The organism is Sphingopyxis sp. P1IMeth2 (assembly GCF_900185685.1).
GTDB lineage: Bacteria > Pseudomonadota > Alphaproteobacteria > Sphingomonadales > Sphingomonadaceae > Sphingopyxis > Sphingopyxis terrae_A.
In genome coordinates this window covers 97,895-120,182 of record NZ_FYAT01000009.1, presented here as the reverse complement: position 1 = coordinate 120,182, position 22,288 = coordinate 97,895, and the positions used below count along the sequence as shown (strand labels likewise).

Sequence of the window (22,288 nt, the reverse complement as noted above, 5' to 3'; positions counted from 1 at the left end):
GGCCGCGTCAGCTTCGTCGCCGTTGCGATTCGCGGCGCGGCGGCGCGCGACGAGCGCGGCTGCTGCTGCACCGAACAATAGCATCATCGGAGGCGCAGGAACAGGGGTTGGATCACCGGACGATCCGCTGCTCGTGCTGCCGCCGGAACTGGACGAGGAGGATGAGCTCGACGAGCTGCTGCTCGACGAAGATGACGACGACGAGCTGCTGCTCGATCCGCCGAAACTGCTGCTGCCACCGGTCGCGCCCGACGAGGTCGCGCCGCTCGACGAACTGCCGCTCGATGAAGAGGAACTGCTGCTCGACGACGAGCTTGAGGAGCTGCTGCTGCCCGAACCGCCGGAGCTGCCCGAGCTTCCGCCGTGCGACGACGACCCGCCGTGCGACGAGCTTCCGCCCTTCGACGAGCTGCCCCAGCCCGAGCTGCCATGCGAGGAGCCGCCTTTCGACGAGCTGCCCCAACCAGAGCTGCCGTGCGAGCTGCCACCGCCCGACGACGACGAGCTCGACGACGAGGAAGAAGAGGAGGACGAGGAACTGGAAGACGAGCTGCTGCTCGACGAGGAGGAGCTGACATTGCCCGACGAGGTCGAAACGCCGCCGGTCGAGGTGCTCACGCCGCCCGTGGAGGTCGATACGCCGCCCGTCGAGGTGCTGACGCCACCGGTCGAGGTCGAAACGCCGCCGGTGGAGGTGCTGACGCCGCCCGTCGAGGTGGTCGAGCTGATGCCGCCCGTGGAGGTTGAAACGCCGCCGGTCGAGGTCGAGGTGCTAACCCCGCCCGTCGACGTCGATACGCCGCCCGAGGTGCTGCTGGTAGTCGAGCTGAGGCCGCCGGTGGTGGTCGAGGTGACGACCACGCTGCCGCTGCTGCCACCCGAGCTGCCGCCGAAGAAACCGCCGAAGAAGCCGCCGCCGAAGCCGCCGCCAAAGCCGCCGCCGATAACGGTCACGCCGCCGCCGCTGCTGCCGCCGCCAAAGCCTTCGCCGCGCGGCGGGAAGGGGGCATAGGGGATGGGGGGCAGGGGGATCGTCTGGGTGACGACCTGCTGCTGCGGGGTCACGGTACGGATCACGCGCTTGGTCGTGACGACGCGGCGGACGCGCTTGACGGGTTTTCTCGCCACGTGGCGCTTGCGCACGACCTTCTTGCAACAGGAGCCCGATTTCTGGACCTGCGCAGCCGCAGCCGGTACGTCGGCGATCTGCATCGCGCCGCTACCGATGATCGCGCCGCCGCAGGTGCAGGCACAAAGCTTGGCGAGGGCCATTCGGACAGACATAGGTTACTCTCTCTTTCCCGTTGCAGGTGCGCCCCATGTCGTTGACCGACACCCGTGCGCGCCTTCGCTAGCGCCAAAAGGCCAAAGCTTTGTGAACGCGGCAATTGCGTTAACCGCGTTTGATTGTCCGACAGCGGGAATTGATATGCGAAATCAACCGAAATGCGCGTAACTGTCCCAAAACAATACGTGTTTCACGCCAAATGGCCTCAACCGGTTAATTTGCAGCGGCATGCGGCGGTCGCGAGAGCTTGGGCGCGGCTTGTCGTGAGTGCGCCTCCGCCGGGCCGGTTCAGCACTGCTTCAGCCGCGCGCGGGCAAGCGGTCCGCTTCGCGCTTGTATCGCATCGGAGGGCTGGTTATAGGCCCGGCGCAATCCTTGGTTCGCCAAGCTCGGCGAGCCAGGCGATCAGGAAAGGACTTGGACGCTCCTCATGCCGACCAATGTTGCCGAAGTAGGCGCCGACGCTCTCCGCGAAGCCAAGTCCAATCTCGATTCGGATTATGTTCCCAGCGACGACGAGCCGTTCATGAACGAGCGGCAGCAGGAATATTTCCGAAACCTGCTGCTCGCCTGGAAGAAGTCGATCCTCACCGAATCCGAATCGACGCTGGCCCATTTGCAGGACGGTCCGCTGCGCGAACCCGATCTTGCCGACCGTGCATCGAGCGAGACCGACTGGGCGATCGAGCTGCGGACGCGCGACCGTCAGCGCAAGCTGATCGCGAAGATCGATTCGGCGCTGCGCCGCATCGACGAGGGCGAATATGGCTATTGCGCGGTGACGGGCGAACCGATTTCGCTCGCCCGTCTGCAAGCGCGTCCGATCGCGACGATGACTCTGGAAGCGCAGGAACGCCACGAACGCAACGAGCGGATCTCGCGCGAAGACTGATCCCAATCGGGACAGAAGCGCCGCTGTTTACGATTCGGTAAAGTACCGGGCCCTAGGGTTGCTCCGAACGCAATTCGGGGAACGGGTCGCCATGGAATCGCGCATACCATCAACGCTGGACGAAGAGGTCGCTTCGCTGTCGCGCTGCGCCGACCGCGACAGCCTGTTCATGCAGGCCAATCTTTTGTTTCCGGGTCAGTCCAGGCCCGTGACGGTGCGTGTGCGCAACCTGTCGGCGGGTGGCATGCTGGCCGAGGCCGTCGTGCCGGGGCTGGCGCAAGGCGCAACGGCCGAGATCGAACTGCGCAATCTCGGCTTTGTGCCGGGGCATGTCGTCTGGGTGGGCGAAGGCAAATTCGGGGTGGCGTTCGAGCGACCGATCGATCCGCACGCGGTGCGGCGGCAGGTGGTTCAGAAGATGGACGTCCCGGCCTATATTTCGGCGCTGGACAAGAAGGCTTCGCTCTACCGCCGACGCTGATGCGTTTCGCATCGAAAGGCATCAGCGGGCGATAGCGCTCTGCTCGCCTCAGGTTTCGGCGAGCAGCTCTTCCTTGATCTTGAGTTTCTGCTTCTTCATTTGCGCCAGCAAGGCCATGTCCGGTGCGGGGCGGCGCTCTTCATTCGCAATTTTCGCGTCGAGGTCCGCGTGGCGGGACTTCAGGGCGGAAAGGTGCGAGCTGCTCATAGGCCATTCTCCTTTTCGACTCGGTTGGCAGCTCCGAGTAAAACATGATTCGCCCCGCTTGTCCCGCCCGGATGGTCGCGTTTCGGCCAGATGGTCCCCGTTGCGGACGGGCCGTGATCGTGGCAGGGAAGCGGCGTGAACCCGGAAGAAATCGCCCAGCGCCTGGAACTGCTTCGGCTCGAGCATCGCGATCTCGACGCCGCGATCATCGCACTGGGCGACGCGACGGTTCCCGATCAGCTCCAGCTTGCCCGGATGAAGAAACGCAAGCTCAAGCTGCGCGACGAGATCAGCTGGTGCGAGGATCAGTTGCTGCCCGACATAATCGCCTGATTCAAAACGGGACGCTCCCTAAATTCATGGTTAGCGTCCTTGCGGCGGCGCTGCGTGGCGTGGCATTCGATGCCGATGTTCAGGGGACCGATCCGGAACGGCATGGCGACGCAGCCGGTGCAGCGCGCGCAGGTCGAAAATCTCTATATCGAGGCGATGCTGCTCGCCGACGAGGCGCATGCCGCCTTCCGCGCGCATCGCGATTTCGAGGCGGTGGCGCGCGATCCGATCCTGCAGGTCGGGCTGGCGTGCGAATCGCTGAAGACGACAACGCGGCTGATGCACATCATCGCCTGGCTGCTCCACCGCCGCGCCATGTTCGCGGGCGACCCCGGTGCCGGCCCCGAGGACAGCGCAGCGCACATCGGCGCGCCGGTTCCTGCCGACCATGCGCTGTGCGCGCATTTTGACGATAATCTTCAGAGAATCGTGGCGGCGAGCGAGCGCCTGTTCGACCGTATCGCGCGGATCGAGGCGGGATGGACCGCCGACGAAGCGGTGCGGCCGGTGCAGGCGCTGCTGGCCCAACTCGAAGCAAGGCTTTGATCGAACTGGTCCCGCCAAGCATTGACGCGGCGTTAACCAATGTGCGCCAAGGTTCGCCCGGAGTCATAAGTGGGTGCGCCAATGAAATTCGAACCGATCAGTTCCGCCGCGCAGAATCTCGACCAGTCGGTTGCCAGCGACTGCGGCGAGCTTGCCGTCGGCTGCAGCGATGCCGCGGGCCAGATCCAGCGCGCCACCGACCAGATGCAGCGCCAGATTTCGGAGCTGGGCCGGCTGGAGGATTATGTCGTCAGCCTGGAGGCCGACCAGCGCCAGATCGCCGATTCGACCGACGAGGCGAAGCTGTTGTCGGCGCGCGCGTGCGAGCAGCTCGACGCCGGGGCCGAGCGCGTCAACAGCGCGGTCACCGAATTCCGCTCGGTCATCGATCTGGTCGCGCGGCTGGGAACGCATGTCACCAATTTCGCGTCGGTGATGGAGCAGGTGCAGCAGGTCAGCCAGTCGATCGAGCAGATTGCCAAAACCACCAACATGCTCGCACTTAACGCCGCGATCGAGGCCGAGCGTGCGGGCGATGCCGGCCGCACCTTTGCCGTCGTCGCCGCCGAGGTGAAGAAGCTGGCGCAGAATACCCGCAGCGCCACCGACGAAATCCGTCGTTCGATCGGCAGCCTGTCGACCGAAGCCGCCGGTCTCGTCACCGAAATCCAGTCGGGGGTCGAGCAGTCGGGGCGGGCGGAGGCGCAGTTCGAGACGATCACCGATGCGCTGCACGATGCGACGCATCTCGTCGCGCTGCTCGATGATCAGAGCGACCGTATCGCGCAATCGAGCGCGATGGTGCACGCCAATGGCGCCAAGGTGCGCGAGGCGCTCGACCGCGTCGTCGGATCGGTACGCGACAATGGCGCGACGCTGAACAGGACGCGCGATTCGATCCTGACAATGGAAAATGTGTCGAACCGCATGTTCAACGCGGTGATTTCCGCCGGCGTCAGCCCCCAGGACAGCGCGATCGTCGATCTGGCCGCGTCGGTCCGCGACGAATTCGTCGCCTTGGCCGAAGCGGCGCTCGCGCGCGGCGAACTGACGATGGAGCAATTGTTCGACACCAATTATGTGCGCGTTCCGGGATCGAACCCCGAACGCTTCCGCACCAGCCTTTGCGACTGGGCCGACGCCCATTGGCGGCCGCTGTTCGACCGCACCGTGGCGCAGCATCCCGAAATCAAGATGTCGTCGGCGGGCGACATGAACGGCTTCCTGCCGACGCACATCACCGAATGTTCGCGCGCGCCGACGGGCGATCTAGAACATGACACCGCGCATTGCCGCAACGGCCGCATCCTGTTCGACGATGTCGACGCGGCGGCAAAGCGCAGCAGCGCGCCCTTCTTCATGTCGGTGTATCGCCAGGAAGGCGACGGCACCAACTATGTGACGGTGCGCAACGTCTATATGCCCGCGGTCATCAACGGTCGCCGCTGGGGCGACGTCGAGGTTGCCTACCAGCTGTAACGGCGGTCATTGCGAGCGACGCTGGCTCAGCTACCCTGCCGGCGCGCCATGAAGGCGAGCTTTTCGAACAGCATCACATCCTGCTCATTCTTGAGCAGCGCGCCGTGCAGTGGCGGAATCGCTTTGCCGACGTCGCGGTTCTGCAGCACCTCGAGCGGCATGTCCTCGGCGAGCAGCAACTTCAGCCAGTCGATGAGCTCGCTGGTCGAGGGCTTTTTCTTGAGCCCGGGCACGTCGCGCACGTCGTAGAAGATATCCATCGCGCGGCTGACCAGCGTTTTCTGGATGCCAGGGAAGTGGACCTCGACGATTTCGGCCATCGTGTCGCGATCGGGGAATTTGATATAATGGAAGAAACAGCGGCGCAGGAAGGCGTCGGGCAGTTCCTTTTCATTGTTGGAGGTGATGACGACGATCGGGCGTTCGCGCGCGGTCACCGTTTCGTTGGTTTCATAGACGTGGAAAGCCATGCGATCGAGTTCCTGAAGCAGATCGTTCGGAAATTCGATATCGGCCTTGTCGATCTCGTCGATCAGCAGCACCGGAAGCTGCTCGGAGGTGAAGGCCTCCCACAGCTTGCCCTTTTTGATATAGTTGCGGATGTCGTGGACGCGCTCTTCGCCGAGCTGTCCGTCGCGCAGGCGCGCAACCGCGTCATATTCATAGAGGCCCTGCTGCGCCTTGGTCGTCGATTTGATGTTCCAGGTGATCAGCGGCGCACCGAACGCCTTGGCGACTTCTTCGGCCAGCACGGTCTTGCCGGTGCCGGGTTCGCCCTTCACGAGCAGCGGGCGGCGCAGCATCGTCGCGGCATTGACCGCGACCTTCAGGTCGTCGGTTGCAATATAGGCGCTGGTTCCTTCGAAGCGCATGGCGGCTCGCCCTTTCCCTTAACGTGAACGTCAACCGGGATGGGCATAGCGAGCGCGAGGGAAGGGTGCAAGCGGAGCGTCGCCACGGCTGCCGCGGCGTGGACGTTCCCGGTCAGGCGTGCGTGCGGCTGGCGGCGCGGGCGGCCATCAGATCCCACAGGCCGCTGTGCTGTGCGATGAGCTGCTGCGCGCCAAAGGCCATCGCGCGCTCGACCGCCGGTGTTTCGGCGACGGCATTGGCAAGACGAGCGGTTTCGCGCAAGTCGGGCAGGGTGCAGCGTGGGACTTTCATGTCAAGCCGCTGGGCACTGATGTCGAGCAGGACGCGGATCGTCCGCCAATCGAGTGTCAGCGCGATCGCCGCGCCCATCGCGCAACCATTGCGATCGGATTCAGCGAGCATGTCGAGCGCCTTGCGCTGCGCGGCGACCGCCGCCTCGCACTGGGCCTGGCCTTGCGTGCTCGGCACCGGACCGACCGCCGCCGCGATTTTCGACAGGAAGGCGCGTTCCTGCGCAAAGGCTTGCGCGGTTTCGTCCATCCATTTGCGCGATGCCGCATCGACCGCCTTGCGCGCCGCGCTGTCGACGATGCCGGGATAGCGGCCGTGGAGCAGGCAGAGAAAATGGACCGCGTCGGCAAGGTTGCGCATCGCGTCGGGGCCGCTCGACAGCGCACCCGATTTGACATGGCCGTGCGCGCCCGTTCCCTCGCTCGCGACGAGCGTGTCGAGCAGTTCGGCAATGCCGCGCGTCTGGGCCTGGGGCTGGGGCGACTGGCTCAAGGCTGCATCCTCGTCTGTTGCGGCGGCTCTTGCGACCGGCGCCGTTGCAAATCAGGGGATCAGCATTAGCCGAACGTCGTAAACGTCGCGTTTATGAGGGGCGAGCGATTTCAGGCGCTTCTGTCCCACTCCTGCACAGCGGCCCTCGGTTCGACGCGCAAAGGGACCGGCAGCGGGTTGAGCTGCCGGTCCCTGCGCTGTTGCGGTCCAGTGGAGCGCCGCAACATGGGCGGGGCCGGTGCAAGGGAGAGGGAGAGCCGGCCCCGGTTCGAATCAAGCGGCGAGTGCGAGTTCCTCGGCCTTTTCGGCCTTGGCAGCCGGCGCCGCTTCGGCGAGCGCCGGGGCGTCGACCGTATCGGCAGCGCGCTGCGACGGGAAGAAGAAGCGCGACGCGAGCACGATCAGGCCGAGGCCGAAATAGGCCGCGAAGGTCTGCACCGGGAAGAAGAAGAGCGGTGCGACGAACGCGAGACGCAGATACAGGGGGTTGAAGCCGAAATCCTGGCCCACCGCTTCGCAGATGCCGAAGAAGGTGTCCTGGCGGGAGAAGATATTCTGGTTTTCGTTTGCCATCGTTCGGTCTTTCCTCTTGGCGGCGGTGGGGGGAGGCCGCTCCTGCCCATGACTAAGCAATGGGCGTGCCAATTGGTCATTCTCTCCATTTTCCGGGCTTTTTTGCATCCCCGATCGAGGAATGCGCCCGTGTTTGTTGAAATTATTCCCATCAATCGGGACAATGTGCCAATCGGCGTGATCGCCTGAACCGAGGCTGAAGCGATACGCCGACGGCGTCTCATCTGGTTGGGAAAGGTGAAAATTTTAAGATGCCGCGCCAGATTCTTGTGCGGTGCAGCAAAAATGTCACGCCGGACCCGAAACAAAACACCCCGCCGGTTGGGGCGGGGTGTCTGATTTTTCGGTGCGGATCGACCTATTGGTCGAGGAAGCTGCGCATCTTGCGGCTGCGGCTCGGATGCTTGAGCTTGCGCAGCGCCTTCGCCTCGATCTGGCGGATACGTTCGCGCGTCACGCTGAACTGCTGGCCGACCTCTTCAAGGGTATGGTCGGTGTTCATGCCGATGCCGAAGCGCATGCGGAGAACACGCTCTTCACGCGGCGTAAGCGACGCCAAAACGCGCGTAACCGTTTCCTTGAGGTTGGACTGCACTGCGGCATCGACCGGGATGACCGCGTTCTTGTCCTCGATGAAATCGCCGAGATGGCTGTCTTCCTCGTCGCCGATCGGCGTTTCGAGGCTGATCGGCTCCTTGGCGATCTTCATCACCTTGCGGACCTTTTCGAGCGGCATCGACAGACGCTCGGCCATTTCCTCCGGCGTCGGCTCGCGGCCGCTTTCGTGGAGGAACTGACGGCTGCAGCGCACCAGCTTGTTGATCGTCTCGATCATATGGACCGGGATGCGGATCGTGCGTGCCTGGTCGGCGATCGAGCGGGTGATCGCCTGCCGGATCCACCAGGTCGCATAGGTGCTGAACTTGTAGCCGCGGCGGTACTCGAATTTGTCGACCGCCTTCATCAGGCCGATATTGCCTTCCTGAATGAGGTCGAGGAACTGCAGGCCGCGGTTGGTGTATTTCTTCGCGATCGAGATCACGAGACGCAGGTTCGCCTCGACCATTTCCTTCTTGGCGATGCGCGCTTCGCGCTCGCCCTTCTGGACCATGTTCACGACGCGGCGGAACTCGGGCAGGCTCATGCCCGCCGCCTGGGCGATTTCCGAAATCTCGGTCCGGATGCGGTCGACCGCCGCGCCCTCATTCTCGGCGAACGCCGCCCACTTCTTGTCGAGCTTGCCGACTTCGTCGAGCCAGTTTTCTTCGAGCTCGCGCCCGACATAATGGTCGAGGAAAGCCTTGCGCGGCACCTTATGGCGTTCGGCAAGGCGCAGCATCTGGCCGCCGAGCGCAGTCAGGCGCCGGTTGTAGCTGTAAAGCTGGTCGACCAGATATTCGATCTTGGTGCCGTGGAACTGCACGCTTTCGACCTGCGCGGTAAGTTCCTCGCGCAGCTTGTGATATTTCTTTTCCTGCGCGTCGGGGAAGTCGCCCGCCGTCGACAGCGCCTCGAGCCGGGCGTCCTGAAGCTTCTGGAACGCCTTGAAGCTCTTGGTGATATTAGCGAACTTCTCGAGCGCGTCGGGCTTGAGCAATTCTTCCATCGCGGCGAGGCTCAGCGTGTTGTCCTCGTCGTCTTCCTCAAAGCTTTCGCGCTTGCCCGACGAGCCTTCGCCGTCCTCGTCATCGCCGTCGGCCGAAGGTTCTTCCTCGACCTCGTCTTCGTCCTTGAACGAGACGCCCGCGGTCTTTTCGCTGATTTCGCCGTCGTCGCCTTCGCCCTCGTCATCAAGGTTTTCGGGCGCCGGATCCTTCGACAGCATCGCTTCGAGGTCGACGATCTCGCGCAGTTGCATGTCGCCGTTGTTGAGCGCGTTCGACCATTCAATGATTGCGTTGAAGGTCAGCGGGCTTTCGCACAGGCCGAGGATCATCGTGTCGCGGCCCGCCTCGATGCGCTTCGCGATCGCGATTTCGCCTTCGCGGCTCAAAAGCTCGACCGCGCCCATTTCGCGCAGGTACATGCGCACCGGGTCGTCGGTGCGATCGACCGTTTCCTTCTTCTTTTCGATCGCGGGATTGGACACCGAACCGGTGTTGGCGCTGACGTCGATATCGTCATCGCTTTCCTGTTCGGCTTCTTCCTGCACATCCTCGTCGCTTTCGACGATGTTGATGCCCATGTCGGAAATCGCCGACATGATATCCTCGATCTGCTCCGAAGACATCTGATCCTGCGGCAGGGCTTCGTTGAGCTCGTCGTAGGTCAGGTAGCCGCGCTTCTTGCCGCGCGCGATCAGCTTTTTGACGTCGGCCTCGTTGAGGTCGATCAGCGGCGCGTCGGTGTCGGCTTCGGTGTTCTTGGTGGCCATATGCTTCAGTCGTTCCTGCCTTGGGGCAATATATGTCAGCTCTGGCTGCTGTCGGACAGCGCGGCCAGGCGGCGGGTCAGTTCCTCATCCATCGCGCGCAGCTTTTGCTGTCGGGCATGGCCCTCGTCGTCCATCGTGCGCATATAGTCCGCGGTCGCCTCGGCAAGCCGAGCGCGGATTTCAGGCTGCGTCACGAGCACGCCGATATATTCGTCAAGGTCACGCAGCGCGATTTCCCGAGCCGCTTCAACCTCTTCGCCTTCGAGCCTTCGATTGAATGAGAAGTGCATTCCGTCGGCTCTGAGCAATGTCGTCGCCCTATTATACACTTTCATTGGCTCCAATATGGCAAGCAACCCCTCGGTATCAAGCCCTTCTTGCGCTGCCGCGCTGTCAAGTATTGCGCGGAGCAGTTCGGCGTCGGCAGAATCGGGCACAGCGAGCCGTATGAGTGCCTCTTCATTGCGGGCGATCGCCTGCGGATAGCGAAGCAGTCCGCCGAGCAGCGCCGCGGCAAGCGGCGCCGCGATTCCGGCCTTGCCGATGGAGCGCGTCTCGTCGGCCGGGGGTTGCAGGCGCGGGTCGGGCGCGAAGCGGCGCCCGCCTCCGCGCGATGCCTGCGGCGCCCAAGGAACGCGCCCGCCACGCTCGGCGCGCGGGCGCGCGAACAGCGCGTCGAGCCGCTCCCGAAACGCCTCGCGATAATGGTGCCGCACGTCGGCATCCTGGATCGCGTCGGCATGGGCGAGCAGCCGCGTCTTGAGCGCCGCGCGCTCTTCGGGGGTGGTGAGCGGCCCCGCCGCAACCTCATGCGCCCATAGCCGTTCGACGAGCGGCTGCGCTTCATCGAGGATGGCGGCAAAGCCTGCGGCGCCCTTGGCGCGGACAAGATCGTCGGGATCCTGCCCCGCAGGCAGGGTCGCGAAGGCAAGGCTGAAGCCCGGGCGGAGTAGCGGCAGCGCCCGCGTTGCCGCGCGCATCGCGGCCTTTTGCCCGGCATTGTCGCCGTCGAAGCAGAGCAGCGGCACCGGCACCATCCGCCACAGCATGCCAAGCTGGTTCTCGGTCAGCGCGGTGCCGAGCGGCGCGACGGCGTCGGCGATCCCTGCCTCGGCAAGCGCGATGACGTCCATATAGCCTTCGACGACGATCACCCGGTTCGTCTGCCGCGAGGCGGGGCTTGCCTTGTCGAGGTTGAAGAGCGTGCGCCCCTTGTCGAAGAGCGGCGTATCGGGCGAGTTCAGATATTTGGGCTCGCCGTCGCCCAGGATCCGGCCGCCGAACGCGATCACGCGCCCGCGCGCATCGCGGATCGGGATCATCAGCCGGCCGCGGAACCGGTCATAGGGCTCCTTGTCGTCGACCGCGATGAGCATGCCGGACTCCACCAGCATCGCGGTCGGAAATTTCTTGAGCGCCTCTTTCAGCGCGCTGCGGCTGTCGGGGGCGAGGCCAAAGGCAAAGGCGCGGCGGGGGGCGTCCGAAATACCGCGCCTCGCCAGATAGTCGCGCGCCGGGGCTCCGTTGGTGCTTTCAAGCTGCTGCGCGAACCAGTCGGCCGCGCCCTGCACCACGTCGCGCAGACTCGCCTGCTCCTCGGCCTTTTTCGCGGCGCGCGGGTCGGGGGCGGGGACGTCCATCCCCGCCTCGGCAGCGAGTTCCTTTACCGCGTCCATGAACGACAGGCCGCGCTGGTCGGTCATCCACCGGATCGCATCGCCATGCGCCGAGCAGCCGAAGCAGTGGTAGAAGCCCTTTTCGTCGTTGATCGTGAAGCTGGGCGTCTTTTCGTTATGAAAGGGGCAACAGGCCTTATATTCGCGCCCCGCACGCGTGATCTTCACCGTCCGCCCGATGAGGGTCGACAGCGTGATCCGCGAGCGCAGTTCATCCAGCCATTGCGGGGTGAGGGTCATGGTTTTGCCATGCCCACCCCCGACCCCTCCCGCAAGCGGGAGGGGAGAAGGACTACGCCCGGTTTCACTTGTTCCCCTCCCGCTTGCGGGAGGGGTTAGGGGTGGGCAGCAGGGCAAGAGTGCGCTCAATTTTACGCACAACGCCTTCGATGTTTGCCATCACGTCATCGTTCGTGAAATGAAGGACTCGAAACCGGTTTTCGGCAAGCCAATGATCCCGACGCTGGCCATAGGCTTGGCGCATGTCGTGCGAATATCCATCAAGTTCGATGATCAAGTTCGCCTCGCGGCAAAGGAAGTCGACGAAATAAGGGCCGACCGGCATCTGTCGGCTGAATTTCCAGCCGCCGAGCTTTCGGCCCGATAGGCAGCGCCACAATATGCGCTCCGCTGGCGTTGCCGCTTTACGCAATTGCTTTGCGCGTGGCGTGTCGCGGGGCTGAAACTGTCCATCCATCACAGGGCGTATGCCCACCCCCGACCCCTCCCGCAAGCGGGAGGGGAGAGACAGGTTTGCCGCCACAGTCCCCCCCCATTTGCGGGAGGGGCCAGGGGCGGGCCTGTTTCAAATCAGCTCAGCGCCGCCTTCACCCATCCGCTTGCCTTGCTCATGTCGAGCTGGCTGCCGTGGCGGTCTTTCACCGCCGCCATCACCTTGCCCATGTCCTTGACGCTGGTCGCGCCGAGTTCGGCGACGATCGCGCGGATTGCGGCGGCGGCGTCGGTTTCGGAGAGCTGGGCGGGCAGGAAATCCTCGATCACCACGACCTCGGCGGCTTCGGCGTCGGCAAGTTCCTGGCGGCCGCCCTGTTCGTACATGGCGATCGATTCGCGGCGCTGCTTGACCATCTTCTGGAGGACGTCGGTGACGAGCACATCGTCGTCGGCCGGCGCCGTGCCGGTGCGCAGTTCGATGTCGCGGTCCTTGATCTTGGCCAGCATCAGCCGGATGGTGCCCAAACGCGCCTTGTCGCCGGCCTTCATCGCGGCAACCTGCGCAGCCTTGATGTCATCGCGAATCATGCGTGTCCCCATGTGCTGCAAATTTCGGAAAGAGCCTCTCTAGCGGGAAGATTCCAAATCCGATAGCTTGTGAATCACTTTTTTGCCGCCTACTTGGTCGGCCGTTTAGCCCCCCGTCCGGAGCAGTTTAAATGGCACCAGCCAATCCATCCGCCGCGCCTTCTGGAGCGACCGGCGTCCTCGTTCTTGCCGATGGCACGATCCTTTGGGGCGTGGGCTATGGCGCCGCCGGGGCGGGTGTCGGCGAAATCTGTTTCAACACCGCGATGACCGGATATCAGGAGATACTGACCGACCCGAGCTATGCCGGGCAGATCATCACGTTCACCTTTCCGCACATCGGCAATGTCGGCGCCAATCCCGAGGATATCGAGCGCAGCGCACGGGCGGCCATCGGCTGCATCACCCGCGAACTGCCGACCGCGCCGAGCAATTTCCGCAGCGTCCAGACGCTGCCCGAATGGATGGCCGAACAGGGCCTGATCGGGCTGGCCGGCATCGACACGCGCGCGCTGACCCGCCGTATCCGCGATGCGGGCGCCCCCAATGGCGTGATCGCGCACAGCCCCGACGGCAAATTCGACATCGACGCGCTGCTGGCGATGGCGCGCGGTTGGCCGGGGCTGGAGGGCATGGACCTGGCGAAGGATGTCAGCCGCACGGATACGGGTGATTGGGATGCGGGGACTTGGACGCTGGGCAAGGGGTACGCTTCTCCCCTCCTGCAAGCGGGAGGAGCCGGGGGTGGGCCGACGTCTGCACCGGCATCTGAGAACATGCCCACCCCTAACCCCTCCCGCGAGCGGGAGGGGGATAGCAGGCCCCATGTCGTCGCGATCGATTATGGCGCGAAGGACAATATCTTCCGCAACCTCGTGAAGGCCGGCGCGCGCGTCACAGTGGTCCCCGCGACCGCGACGCTCGACGAGGTGCTGAGCCACCAGCCCGCGGGCGTTTTCCTGTCGAACGGCCCCGGCGACCCCGCGGCGACCGGCGAATATGCGGTGCCGGTGATCCAGGGGCTGCTCGAACGGGGTGTGCCGATCTTCGGCATCTGCCTTGGCCACCAGATGCTCGCCATCGCGGCGGGGGCCAAGACCATCAAGATGCATCAGGGTCACCGCGGCGCGAACCATCCGGTGCAGCGCGTCGGCGGCGACTTCGCCGACGGCGTGGTCGAGATCACGAGCATGAACCACGGCTTCGCGGTCGATGCCGCGACGCTGCCCGCGGGCGTGGTCGAAACGCACAAGAGCCTGTTCGACGGATCGAACTGCGGCATCGCGATCACGGGCAAGCAGGCGTTCAGCGTGCAATATCACCCCGAGGCGAGCCCGGGGCCGCAGGACAGCTTCTATCTGTTCGAGAAGTTTGTGGGTGGGTTGAAGTGATTGCTCGCGCCGTTTCGGCAATCACGCTTATGCTGACATTGGCGGGATGCGCGGCCAGCCCCACAGATTCCGACGCGGAAAGATTGAAGGCGGGGCTGGCACGTGTGGAGACACAATGCGGCGCAAAGCCGGGCACGTTAAAACTCGATAGCGATAACTTGGTCGCAGTGATGCCGACGCCGGATGCAAAATACGAAACGATCGATTGCGTGTTTCGAGAGCTGAAGAAGCCTGAATTCGCGGACCACATCAAACTCGGCTTCGTTGGCAACGAAGCATACGCAGCAGAAGAACAGAAATAATGCCCAAAAGAACCGACATCCAATCCATCCTCGTCATTGGCGCCGGCCCGATCGTTATCGGTCAGGCGTGCGAGTTCGACTATTCGGGGACGCAGGCGATCAAGGCGCTGAAGGAGGAGGGCTATCGCATCGTCCTCGTCAACTCCAACCCGGCGACGATCATGACCGATCCCGAGCTGGCCGACGCCACGTACGTGGAGCCTATTACGCCTGAGATCGTCGCGAAGATCATCGAAAAGGAGCGCCCGGATGCGGTGCTGCCGACGATGGGCGGGCAGACCGCTCTGAACACCGCGCTGGCGCTGTTCAACGACGGCACCTTGACCAAATATGGTGTCGAGATGATCGGCGCCGATGCCGAGGCGATCGACAAGGCCGAGGACCGGATCAAGTTCCGCGACGCGATGGACAAGATCGGGCTGGAAAGTGCGCGCTCGGGCATTGCGCACACGCTCGACGAGGCGTTTGCGGTGCTCGAACGCACCGGCCTGCCCTCGATCATCCGCCCCAGCTTCACCATGGGCGGCACCGGCGGCGGCATCGCGTACAACCGCGAGGAGTTCGAGCATATCGTTCGCGGCGGCCTGATCGCCTCGCCGACCACCGAAGTCCTGATCGAGGAATCGCTCCTCGGCTGGAAAGAATATGAGATGGAGGTGGTGCGCGACCGCAAGGACAATTGCATCATCATCTGCTCGATCGAAAATGTCGATCCGATGGGTGTGCATACCGGCGACAGCATCACCGTCGCCCCCGCGCTGACGCTGACCGACAAGGAATATCAGATCATGCGCAACGCGAGCATCGCGGTGCTGCGCGAGATCGGGGTCGAAACCGGCGGGTCGAACGTGCAGTTCGCGGTCAATCCGAAGGACGGCCGCCTGATCGTGATCGAGATGAACCCGCGCGTGTCGCGATCGTCGGCGCTCGCGTCGAAGGCGACGGGCTTCCCGATCGCCAAGGTCGCGGCGAAGCTCGCGGTCGGCTACACGCTCGACGAGATCATGAACGACATCACGGGCGTAACTCCGGCGTCGTTCGAGCCGACGATCGACTATGTCGTCACCAAGATCCCGCGCTTTGCCTTCGAAAAGTTCAAGGGCGCCGAGCCCTTGCTGTCGACGGCGATGAAGTCGGTCGGCGAGGTGATGGCGATCGGCCGCACGATCCATGAATCGATGCAGAAAGCGTTGCGCGGGCTGGAGACCGGATTGTCGGGCTTCAATTTCGTCGACCGGCTGGTCGGCGCGAGCCACGACCAATTGAAGAGCGAACTGGCGCAGCGCACCCCCGACCGGCTGCTGATCGCGGCGCAGGCGATCCGCGAGGGCGTATCGCTCGCCGAGATCAACCGCATCGCGGGCTATGACATGTGGTTCCTCGATCGCATCGCAGAGATTGTCGAGGCCGAGAACAGCGTGCTCGAAAATGGTCTGCCACGCGATGCCGAGGGGCTCCGCCGGCTGAAGGCGTTGGGCTTTTCGGACAAAAGGCTCGCCTATCTGGCGCTGCAGTCGGCGCATCTGCGGCCCGGCACCGGCGCGGCGGCGGCGCGCGGCAGCGGGCTGATCCATGAGGCCGTAAAGGCGATGACCGGCGGCGTCACCGAAGGCGAGGTGCGCGCGCTGCGCCACAAGCTCGGCGTGCGGCCGGTGTTCAAGACCATCGACACCTGCGCCGCCGAATTCGCCGCCAAAACGCCCTATCTCTATTCGACCTATGAAGCCCCGACCTTCGGCGAGCCCGAGAATGAGGCGAACCCGTCGGACCGCAAGAAGATCGTCATTCTCGGCGGCGGGCCGAACCGGATCGGGCAGGGGATCGAGTTCGATTATTGCTGCTGCCACGCCTGCTTCGCGCTTGAGGAGGCGGGCTATGAAACGATCATGGTCAACTGCAACCCCGAAACGGTATCGACCGACTATGACACGTCCGACCGCCTCTATTTCGAACCGCTGACCGCCGAGGATGTGCTCGAAATATTGCACGTCGAGCAGTCGAAGGGCGAGCTTGTGGGCGTGATCGTCCAGTTCGGCGGCCAGACGCCGCTCAAGCTCGCGCAGGCGCTCGAGGAAGCGGGCATCCCGATCCTCGGCACCTCACCCGACGCGATCGACCTCGCCGAAGACCGCGAACGCTTTGCGGCGCTGGTCAACAAGCTGGGCCTCAAGCAGCCCGAGAACGGCATCGCGCGCAGCCGCGAAGAAGCCGTCGCGGTTGCGGCGCGCATCGGTTACCCGGTGCTCACGCGCCCCTCCTATGTGCTCGGCGGCCGCGCGATGGAGATCGTCGACGATCAGGCGCAGCTCGAAAATTACATCGAGACCGCGGTTCAGGTGTCGGGCGATTCGCCCGTGCTGATCGATCGCTATCTGCGCGATGCGATCGAGGTCGATGTCGATGCGCTGTGCGACGGCACCGATGTCGTGGTGGCCGGGGTGCTCCAGCATATCGAGGAAGCGGGCGTCCATTCGGGCGACAGCGCCTGTTCGATCCCGCCGTACAGCCTGCCCGCCGACATCGTCGCCGAGATCGAGCGGCAGACCGACGCGCTGGCGCGCGCCCTCAACGTCCGCGGGCTGATGAACGTGCAATATGCGGTGAAGGATGGCGAGGTCTACCTAATCGAGGTCAACCCGCGCGCGAGCCGCACCGTGCCCTTCGTCGCCAAGGCGGTGGGTTCGCCGATCGCCAAGATCGCGGCGCGAGTGATGGCGGGCGAGAAGCTGGTCGATCTGCCGAAGATCAATCGCGACATCGACCATGTCGCGGTCAAGGAAGCGGTTTTCCCCTTCGCGCGCTTCCCCGGCACCGATCCGGTATTGTCGCCTGAAATGAAGTCCACCGGCGAAGTCATGGGAATCGATAGCGATTTCAATCTCGCCTTTGCCAAGGCACAGCTCGGCGCGGGCGACCGCCTGCCGACCGACGGGCGGCTGTTCGTGTCGGTGAAGGACAGCGACAAGCCGCGCATCGTCGCGTCGGTGAAGCAGCTCGCCGCCTGGGGGTGGCAGGTGATCGCGACCGGCGGCACCGCCGACTATCTGGCGGGGCAGGGTATCGACGTCGAACGGGTGAACAAGGTCGCCGAAGGGCGCCCGCACATCGTCGACCGGATCAAGGACGGCGATGTGCAGCTGATCTTCAACACGACCGAGGGTTGGCAGTCGCTTCAGGACTCGCAGTCGATCCGGGCCTCGGCGCTCGCGGCCGACGTCGCCTATTATACGACGGCGGCGGGCAGCGATGCCGCAACCCATGCGATTGGCGCGCTGCGCTCGCACTCTCTTGAAGTAAAGCCGCTTCAGGACTATTATTGAGGGACCGCTTCATCTCCCTACATTGACGGAAACAGCGGCTCAGCCGCCCCGGCGAAGTTTCGCTGGCGGTGGATTATTGACGAAGGACAACAGGATAATGGCAAGCGTTGAAAAGGTTCCGATGCTGCAGGAAGGCTATGAGAAGCTGAGCGCACAGCTCGCCACTCTCAAAGCCGAACGCCCCCTCATCGTCGATGCGATCGAGGAAGCGCGCGCGCATGGCGACCTTTCGGAAAATGCCGAATATCACGCCGCGAAGGAACGCCAGGGCCAGGTCGAAGCGACCATCGGCGATCTGGAGGACAAGCTGTCGCGTGCGCAGGTCATCGACCCGACGACGCTGTCGGGTGACCGCATCGTATTCGGTGCGACGGTGACGCTCGCCGACGAGGACGACAAGCCGGTCAAATATCAGATCGTGGGGCAGGCCGAGGCCGACGCCAAGGTGGGCAAGATCAGCTATAATTCGCCGCTCGGGCGCGCGCTGATCGGCCGCAAGGTCGATGACGAGATCGAAGTCACCGTTCCGGCGGGCGACAAATATTATCTCGTCACGAAGATCGAATTCATCTGACGATCGTGCCGAAATGAAACCGCAGGACGCACCGCTGGTCACGGGAGTTTCCGTGCTATGCGCGGTGATCTTCATCCTGCTGTCGATCAGCGGCTATCAGGTCGAGGCGATCGTGCGCGCGGGTTTCATTCCCGCGCGCTTTGCGATGGAGCCGATTGCGGCGCCGGGCTTTTTCGTGCCCTTCGCGCTCACCCCGTTGACCTCCGCCTTTCTGCACGGCGGAATCCTCCACCTGGTGTTCAATCTGGTCGTCTTGCTGTTCATCGGCCGCCAGCTCGAAGCGCCGCTGGGGACGAAGGCGATGGCGGTATTGCTCGTCGCCGGCGCCTATGCGGGGGCCTTCGCGCAATATCTGGCCGATCCGCAATCGCCGGTGCCGATGATCGGCGCCTCGGGCGCGATTTCGGCGCTGATCGCGGTGTTCGCGCTGATTTTCAGTCGCTCCGAGACGCAGGCGCTGGGACCGATTCCGGCGCATTGGGTGCGCGCACTGTGGCTGGCGGCAGCATGGATCGGGGTGCAGGTCCTAATCGGCTTTGCGGGCGGCGCAGGATTCGGCCTCGTCGCGATCTGGGCACATGTCGGCGGCTTCCTCGCGGGGATATTGCTCGCACGGCCGTTGCTGCGCTGGCGCTTCGGCGCGCGCTGACCGTCAGGACAGCGCGAGCAGCCCGCCCGCGAGCAGCATCGCGACGCGCACGTCGATACCGCAGCCTTCGGCGCGCTTTGCGGCGATAAAGGCGGCGATTTCGCGCAGCGGGACGCGGTGGACCGCAATGTCCTCGCCATCGACGCCGCCGCCTTCGCCGACCTTGGTCAGCCCGGTCGCGCGGAGCAGGGTGAAGCTTTCACTGACCATGCCCGGCGAACTGTAGAATTCGCCGACGGTCAGCCACTCGGTCGCGCGGTAGCCCGTTTCCTCTTCGAGTTCGCGCACCGCGGCAATCTCGGGCGCCTCGCCCGCGCTGTCGTCCCCGACAAGCCCCGCGGGCAGTTCGAGGCAATATTTGCCGAGCGGGACGCGATATTGTTCGACCAGCAGGATGTGCCGCCCGTCGGCGTCCTCGTCGATCGCCAGGATCACCGCGGCGTGAATGCCGCGCGACCGCGACACATATTCCCAATTGCCTTGCTGTTTCACCGTGATGAAGCGGCCTTCCCAGCGCGTTTCGACGGGCGTGCCGGCTGCGGGGCGGGTCATATCGTCTCCGTCGGCGAAAGGGTAAGGATCAAAGCTCGATCAGCCGGTCGGGCAGCTCGTTGGGGTTGCCGTCGCTCTTCGGGAAATGTTCGGCCAGCACGATACCCATGCGGCGGACCGCCTCGGCCATGCCATGGCCCGGACGACCGGCGCGCACCTCGTCGATCAGCGCTTCCATCGCTTCACCCCATATCGAGGGCGCGACCTTGGCGGCGATCGCTTCGTCGGCGACGATGTCGGCGCGATGTTCGCGCAGGCTAACATAGAGCAGGATGCCGGTGCGGCCCATCGTCTTCGCCTCGGTCCCGACCTTGAACAGGTCGATGGCGCGGGCGCGGACGCGCGCGGCGAGGATCGCGCGCGGCGTCAGCCACAGGCGCAGCGGGCGCCACAGCAGGACCAGCCAGACGCCGATCCATTTGAGCACCCCGACCGCGATGACGGTGCCGAGCCATTGATTGGCCGTCAGTTCATGCCCCCAGCCGCCGCTCAGCCGGTAGTAGAGACCCTGATAGAAATCGGGAAAAAGCGCGATCACCGACATGGCGATAAAGGCGATGACGCTCGCCCAGACGAGCGCGACATCGTCATAATCGTTCGACTGCGCGGCGATCACCGTGACGATCTCGCCATCGGTGTGCCGTTCGGCCTCGGCGACCGCGGCGGTCACGATAGCGTGATCGGCTTCGCTGACATGGCTGACTTTCATTGCGCGTCCCCCTTACCAGCCGCCCGAGGCACCGCCGCCGCCGAAGCTGCCGCCGCCGCCCGAAAAGCCGCCTCCGCCGCCGAAGCCGCCCCCGCCGCCCCAGGAACCACCGCCCCAGCCGCCACCCGAACCGCCGCCCCAGTCATTGTCACCCCAGATGATAATCGGGGCGCCGCCCCATGGGCGATGCTTGCGATGCCGCCGTCCGCGGCGCCCGAAGGCGCCGAGCATCGGCAGGATGAAAAAGAAGAAGATGATGAAGGCCACGAAGATCAGCCCGCCGATATTGCCATTGTCGGCGCGGTCGCGCTCGGCCTTCGCCGCCGACGCGGCGCGCGCCGCGGCTTCCTCCGGCGGCAGCTGGATCTGCTCGGCGATTGCATTCACGCCGTCCTGGATGCCGCCGGGCATGTCGCCGGCCTTGAATTTGGGCGTCACCACGTCGCGGATGATCCGGCCCGACAGCGCATCGGTCAGCACGGGTTCAAGCCCATAGCCGACAGAAATGTTCATCCGCCGTTCGTTGGGGGCGATCAGAAAGACGACGCCGTCGTTATTCTCCTTGCCGCCGATGCCCCACGCGCGGCCGAGCTTGTAGCCATAGTCGCTGATGTCATTGCCATCGAGGCTGTTCACCGTCGCAACGACGAGCTGATGCCCCGTGGTCTTTTCCAGCTGTTCGAGCTGGACGGTCAGATTGGCTTCCTCGGCCGCCGGAATGATATCCGCCTGATCGACGACGCGCCCGCTGAGCTTGGGGAAATCCTGCGCCGCCGCGGGCGCAGCCGTCAGCAACAGCAGCCCAGAGAGGGCCGCCGTTGCTATGTAACGAAGCTGGGCGATCAGGCCCACCTTATTGACCGAAGTCGACCTTGGGCGCGACGTTCGCGTTGGGATCGACCGCCTTATAGGGGGTCATCGGCTTGGCGCCGTGGACGATCTTGGCGCCGATGATGTCGGGGAAGGTGCGGATCGTCGTGTTATAGTCCTGCACCGCGGCGTTATAGTCCTGGATCGTTACGTTGATGCGGTTTTCGGTTCCCTCGAGCTGGGTCATCAGGTCGGCAAAGCGCGCCTGGCTCTTGAGCTCGGGATATTGTTCGACCGTAACGAGCAGGCGGCCGAGTGCGCTCGACACATTGCCCTGCGCCTGCTGGAAGGCCTGAACCTTCGCGGGGTCTTCCAAGTCGTCGGTGCTCAGCTTCACCTGCGTCGCCGATGCGCGCGCCTGGATGACGCCTTCGAGCGTCGATTGCTCGATCTTCGCGGCACCCTTGGCGGTTTCGACGAGGTTGGGGATCAGGTCGGCGCGGCGCTGATAGGCGGCTTCGACATTGGCCCATTTGGCCTTCGCGGCTTCTTCCTTGGTCGGAACGCTGTTGATGCCGCAGGCCGACAGGCTCATCGCGGCAGCCGGAACAATCAGCCAGCGGGCGGAACGATAGGACATGGTCATCAGGCTCCCTCAGGCGGCGTTTTGCCGCAACAATACACATAATAGGATGCCCCTTGCTTTTGCGCAATGACCGGCGCACCACCATGACGGCAGGATCAGCAGTTCGGGGAGCAATAAGATGCTGAACGAGTTCAAGGAATTTATCGCGCGCGGCAATGTCATCGATCTGGCGGTCGGCGTCATCATCGGCGGCGCGTTCGCGACGATCACCGGATCGCTGACCGAGGACGTCATCATGCCCCTCGTCGGCTGGCTGTTCGGCGGGGTCGATTTTTCGAGCAAGTTCATCCTGCTCGGCAGCATTCCCGATGGCATCGCCGCGACCGACTATGCCGCCTTGAAAAAGGCGGGCGTCGCGATGATCGGCTATGGTGCCTTCATCACCGCGGTGATCAACTTCCTGATTTTGGCATGGATCATCTTCCTGCTCGTGCGCGCAGTGAACAAGGTGGTGCGCAAGGAAGCGCCGGCCGAAGCGCCCGCGGGGCCGAGCGAGGTCGATCTGCTTACCGAAATCCGCGACGAACTGCGCAAGAAATAGCATTTCATCGCGCGTCGGCGTGGGTC

Annotated in this window: 24 protein-coding genes; 12 read left to right on the top strand and 12 right to left on the bottom strand. The window is 64.2% G+C overall.

All coding sequences use genetic code 11. The features are described from left to right. Nucleotides 1-22: 22 nt before the first annotated feature. The 3 genes from P1IM2_RS18875 to P1IM2_RS06635 all read left to right on the top strand — a co-directional run bounded on the left by P1IM2_RS18875 (nt 23) and on the right by P1IM2_RS06635 (nt 2,661). Nucleotides 23-1,012 (top strand): hypothetical protein, encoded by a 990-nt coding sequence (locus tag P1IM2_RS18875; protein ID WP_254535851.1) that lies wholly within the window; start codon nt 23-25, stop codon nt 1,010-1,012. Nucleotides 1,013-1,718: 706 nt separating this feature from the next. After that, a complete protein-coding gene (gene dksA / locus P1IM2_RS06640) occupies nt 1,719-2,180 on the top strand; it encodes an RNA polymerase-binding protein DksA (protein ID WP_003047377.1) in 462 nt (153 codons plus the stop codon). A gap of 91 nt (nt 2,181-2,271) precedes the next feature. Further along, on the top strand, nt 2,272-2,661 hold the full coding sequence (locus P1IM2_RS06635) for a PilZ domain-containing protein (protein ID WP_186401875.1): 390 nt from the start codon (nt 2,272-2,274) through the stop codon (nt 2,659-2,661). A 48-nt stretch (nt 2,662-2,709) separates the two neighbouring features. Here the strand turns inward: P1IM2_RS06635 and P1IM2_RS06630 are convergent, their stop codons facing one another. Next, nucleotides 2,710-2,868 carry a YdcH family protein gene (locus tag P1IM2_RS06630; RefSeq protein ID WP_003047371.1) on the bottom strand — a complete coding sequence of 53 codons (159 nt, stop codon included), beginning with the start codon at nt 2,866-2,868 and terminating at the stop codon, nt 2,710-2,712. 135 nt (nt 2,869-3,003) lie between these two features. Here P1IM2_RS06630 and P1IM2_RS06625 point away from each other — a divergent pair, with 135 nt between their 5' ends. The 3 genes from P1IM2_RS06625 to P1IM2_RS06615 all read left to right on the top strand — a co-directional run bounded on the left by P1IM2_RS06625 (nt 3,004) and on the right by P1IM2_RS06615 (nt 5,226). Continuing rightward, nucleotides 3,004-3,201, top strand: a complete 198-nt coding sequence (locus tag P1IM2_RS06625; RefSeq protein ID WP_003047369.1) for a YdcH family protein — start codon at nt 3,004-3,006, stop codon at nt 3,199-3,201. Between the two features lie 75 nt (nt 3,202-3,276). After that, nucleotides 3,277-3,747, top strand: coding sequence for a DUF1465 family protein (locus tag P1IM2_RS06620; protein WP_254535853.1), 471 nt, complete (start codon nt 3,277-3,279; stop codon nt 3,745-3,747). A gap of 81 nt (nt 3,748-3,828) precedes the next feature. Then, nucleotides 3,829-5,226 (top strand): methyl-accepting chemotaxis protein, encoded by a 1,398-nt coding sequence (locus tag P1IM2_RS06615; protein ID WP_186401874.1) that lies wholly within the window; start codon nt 3,829-3,831, stop codon nt 5,224-5,226. Nucleotides 5,227-5,252: 26 nt separating this feature from the next. Here P1IM2_RS06615 and P1IM2_RS06610 read toward each other — a convergent pair whose 3' ends face one another. The 7 genes from P1IM2_RS06610 to P1IM2_RS06580 all read right to left on the bottom strand — a co-directional run bounded on the left by P1IM2_RS06610 (nt 5,253) and on the right by P1IM2_RS06580 (nt 12,768). After that, nucleotides 5,253-6,098 carry an AAA family ATPase gene (locus tag P1IM2_RS06610; protein WP_003047362.1) on the bottom strand — a complete coding sequence of 282 codons (846 nt, stop codon included), beginning with the start codon at nt 6,096-6,098 and terminating at the stop codon, nt 5,253-5,255. Between the two features lie 112 nt (nt 6,099-6,210). Then, on the bottom strand, nt 6,211-6,882 hold the full coding sequence (locus tag P1IM2_RS06605) for a DUF6975 family protein (RefSeq protein WP_186401873.1): 672 nt from the start codon (nt 6,880-6,882) through the stop codon (nt 6,211-6,213). Nucleotides 6,883-7,155: 273 nt separating this feature from the next. Beyond that, nucleotides 7,156-7,455, bottom strand: a complete 300-nt coding sequence (locus P1IM2_RS06600; protein WP_186401872.1) for a PspC domain-containing protein — start codon at nt 7,453-7,455, stop codon at nt 7,156-7,158. Between the two features lie 358 nt (nt 7,456-7,813). Continuing rightward, nucleotides 7,814-9,829, bottom strand: coding sequence for an RNA polymerase sigma factor RpoD (rpoD, locus tag P1IM2_RS06595; protein ID WP_058813480.1), 2,016 nt, complete (start codon nt 9,827-9,829; stop codon nt 7,814-7,816). Between the two features lie 35 nt (nt 9,830-9,864). Next, nucleotides 9,865-11,745 (bottom strand): DNA primase, encoded by a 1,881-nt coding sequence (dnaG, locus tag P1IM2_RS06590; RefSeq protein WP_186401871.1) that lies wholly within the window; start codon nt 11,743-11,745, stop codon nt 9,865-9,867. A 64-nt stretch (nt 11,746-11,809) separates the two neighbouring features. Continuing rightward, on the bottom strand, nt 11,810-12,202 hold the full coding sequence (locus P1IM2_RS06585) for an endonuclease domain-containing protein (protein WP_186401870.1): 393 nt from the start codon (nt 12,200-12,202) through the stop codon (nt 11,810-11,812). 113 nt (nt 12,203-12,315) lie between these two features. Further along, nucleotides 12,316-12,768 (bottom strand): GatB/YqeY domain-containing protein, encoded by a 453-nt coding sequence (locus tag P1IM2_RS06580; RefSeq protein ID WP_186401869.1) that lies wholly within the window; start codon nt 12,766-12,768, stop codon nt 12,316-12,318. A gap of 131 nt (nt 12,769-12,899) precedes the next feature. Here P1IM2_RS06580 and carA point away from each other — a divergent pair, with 131 nt between their 5' ends. The 5 genes from carA to P1IM2_RS06555 all read left to right on the top strand — a co-directional run bounded on the left by carA (nt 12,900) and on the right by P1IM2_RS06555 (nt 19,004). Next, nucleotides 12,900-14,159, top strand: a complete 1,260-nt coding sequence (gene carA / locus P1IM2_RS06575) for a glutamine-hydrolyzing carbamoyl-phosphate synthase small subunit (RefSeq protein ID WP_186401868.1) — start codon at nt 12,900-12,902, stop codon at nt 14,157-14,159. Nucleotides 14,160-14,188: 29 nt separating this feature from the next. Then, a complete protein-coding gene (locus P1IM2_RS06570; protein ID WP_186401867.1) occupies nt 14,189-14,461 on the top strand; it encodes a hypothetical protein in 273 nt (90 codons plus the stop codon). Further along, nucleotides 14,461-17,781 (top strand): carbamoyl-phosphate synthase large subunit, encoded by a 3,321-nt coding sequence (gene carB / locus P1IM2_RS06565; protein ID WP_186401866.1) that lies wholly within the window; start codon nt 14,461-14,463, stop codon nt 17,779-17,781. The genes P1IM2_RS06570 and carB overlap by 1 nt, the downstream gene beginning before the upstream one ends. A gap of 97 nt (nt 17,782-17,878) precedes the next feature. Beyond that, complete coding sequence (gene greA / locus P1IM2_RS06560; RefSeq protein ID WP_003047342.1) at nt 17,879-18,355, top strand: transcription elongation factor GreA; 477 nt, start codon at nt 17,879-17,881, stop codon at nt 18,353-18,355. A 13-nt stretch (nt 18,356-18,368) separates the two neighbouring features. After that, complete coding sequence (locus P1IM2_RS06555) at nt 18,369-19,004, top strand: rhomboid family intramembrane serine protease (RefSeq protein WP_186401865.1); 636 nt, start codon at nt 18,369-18,371, stop codon at nt 19,002-19,004. A 3-nt stretch (nt 19,005-19,007) separates the two neighbouring features. Here P1IM2_RS06555 and P1IM2_RS06550 read toward each other — a convergent pair whose 3' ends face one another. From P1IM2_RS06550 to P1IM2_RS06535, 4 genes are read right to left on the bottom strand one after another with little or no spacing between them, the layout of a single operon-like run. After that, nucleotides 19,008-19,556 (bottom strand): NUDIX hydrolase, encoded by a 549-nt coding sequence (locus P1IM2_RS06550; protein ID WP_186401864.1) that lies wholly within the window; start codon nt 19,554-19,556, stop codon nt 19,008-19,010. Nucleotides 19,557-19,584: 28 nt separating this feature from the next. Further along, complete coding sequence (locus P1IM2_RS06545; RefSeq protein WP_186401863.1) at nt 19,585-20,265, bottom strand: TPM domain-containing protein; 681 nt, start codon at nt 20,263-20,265, stop codon at nt 19,585-19,587. Nucleotides 20,266-20,277: 12 nt separating this feature from the next. After that, nucleotides 20,278-21,060 carry a TPM domain-containing protein gene (locus tag P1IM2_RS06540; protein WP_186401862.1) on the bottom strand — a complete coding sequence of 261 codons (783 nt, stop codon included), beginning with the start codon at nt 21,058-21,060 and terminating at the stop codon, nt 20,278-20,280. A 58-nt stretch (nt 21,061-21,118) separates the two neighbouring features. Continuing rightward, complete coding sequence (locus tag P1IM2_RS06535) at nt 21,119-21,721, bottom strand: LemA family protein (protein WP_003047327.1); 603 nt, start codon at nt 21,719-21,721, stop codon at nt 21,119-21,121. A gap of 118 nt (nt 21,722-21,839) precedes the next feature. Here P1IM2_RS06535 and mscL point away from each other — a divergent pair, with 118 nt between their 5' ends. Next, nucleotides 21,840-22,262 (top strand): large conductance mechanosensitive channel protein MscL, encoded by a 423-nt coding sequence (gene mscL, locus P1IM2_RS06530; RefSeq protein ID WP_003047324.1) that lies wholly within the window; start codon nt 21,840-21,842, stop codon nt 22,260-22,262. Nucleotides 22,263-22,288 lie beyond the last annotated feature (26 nt).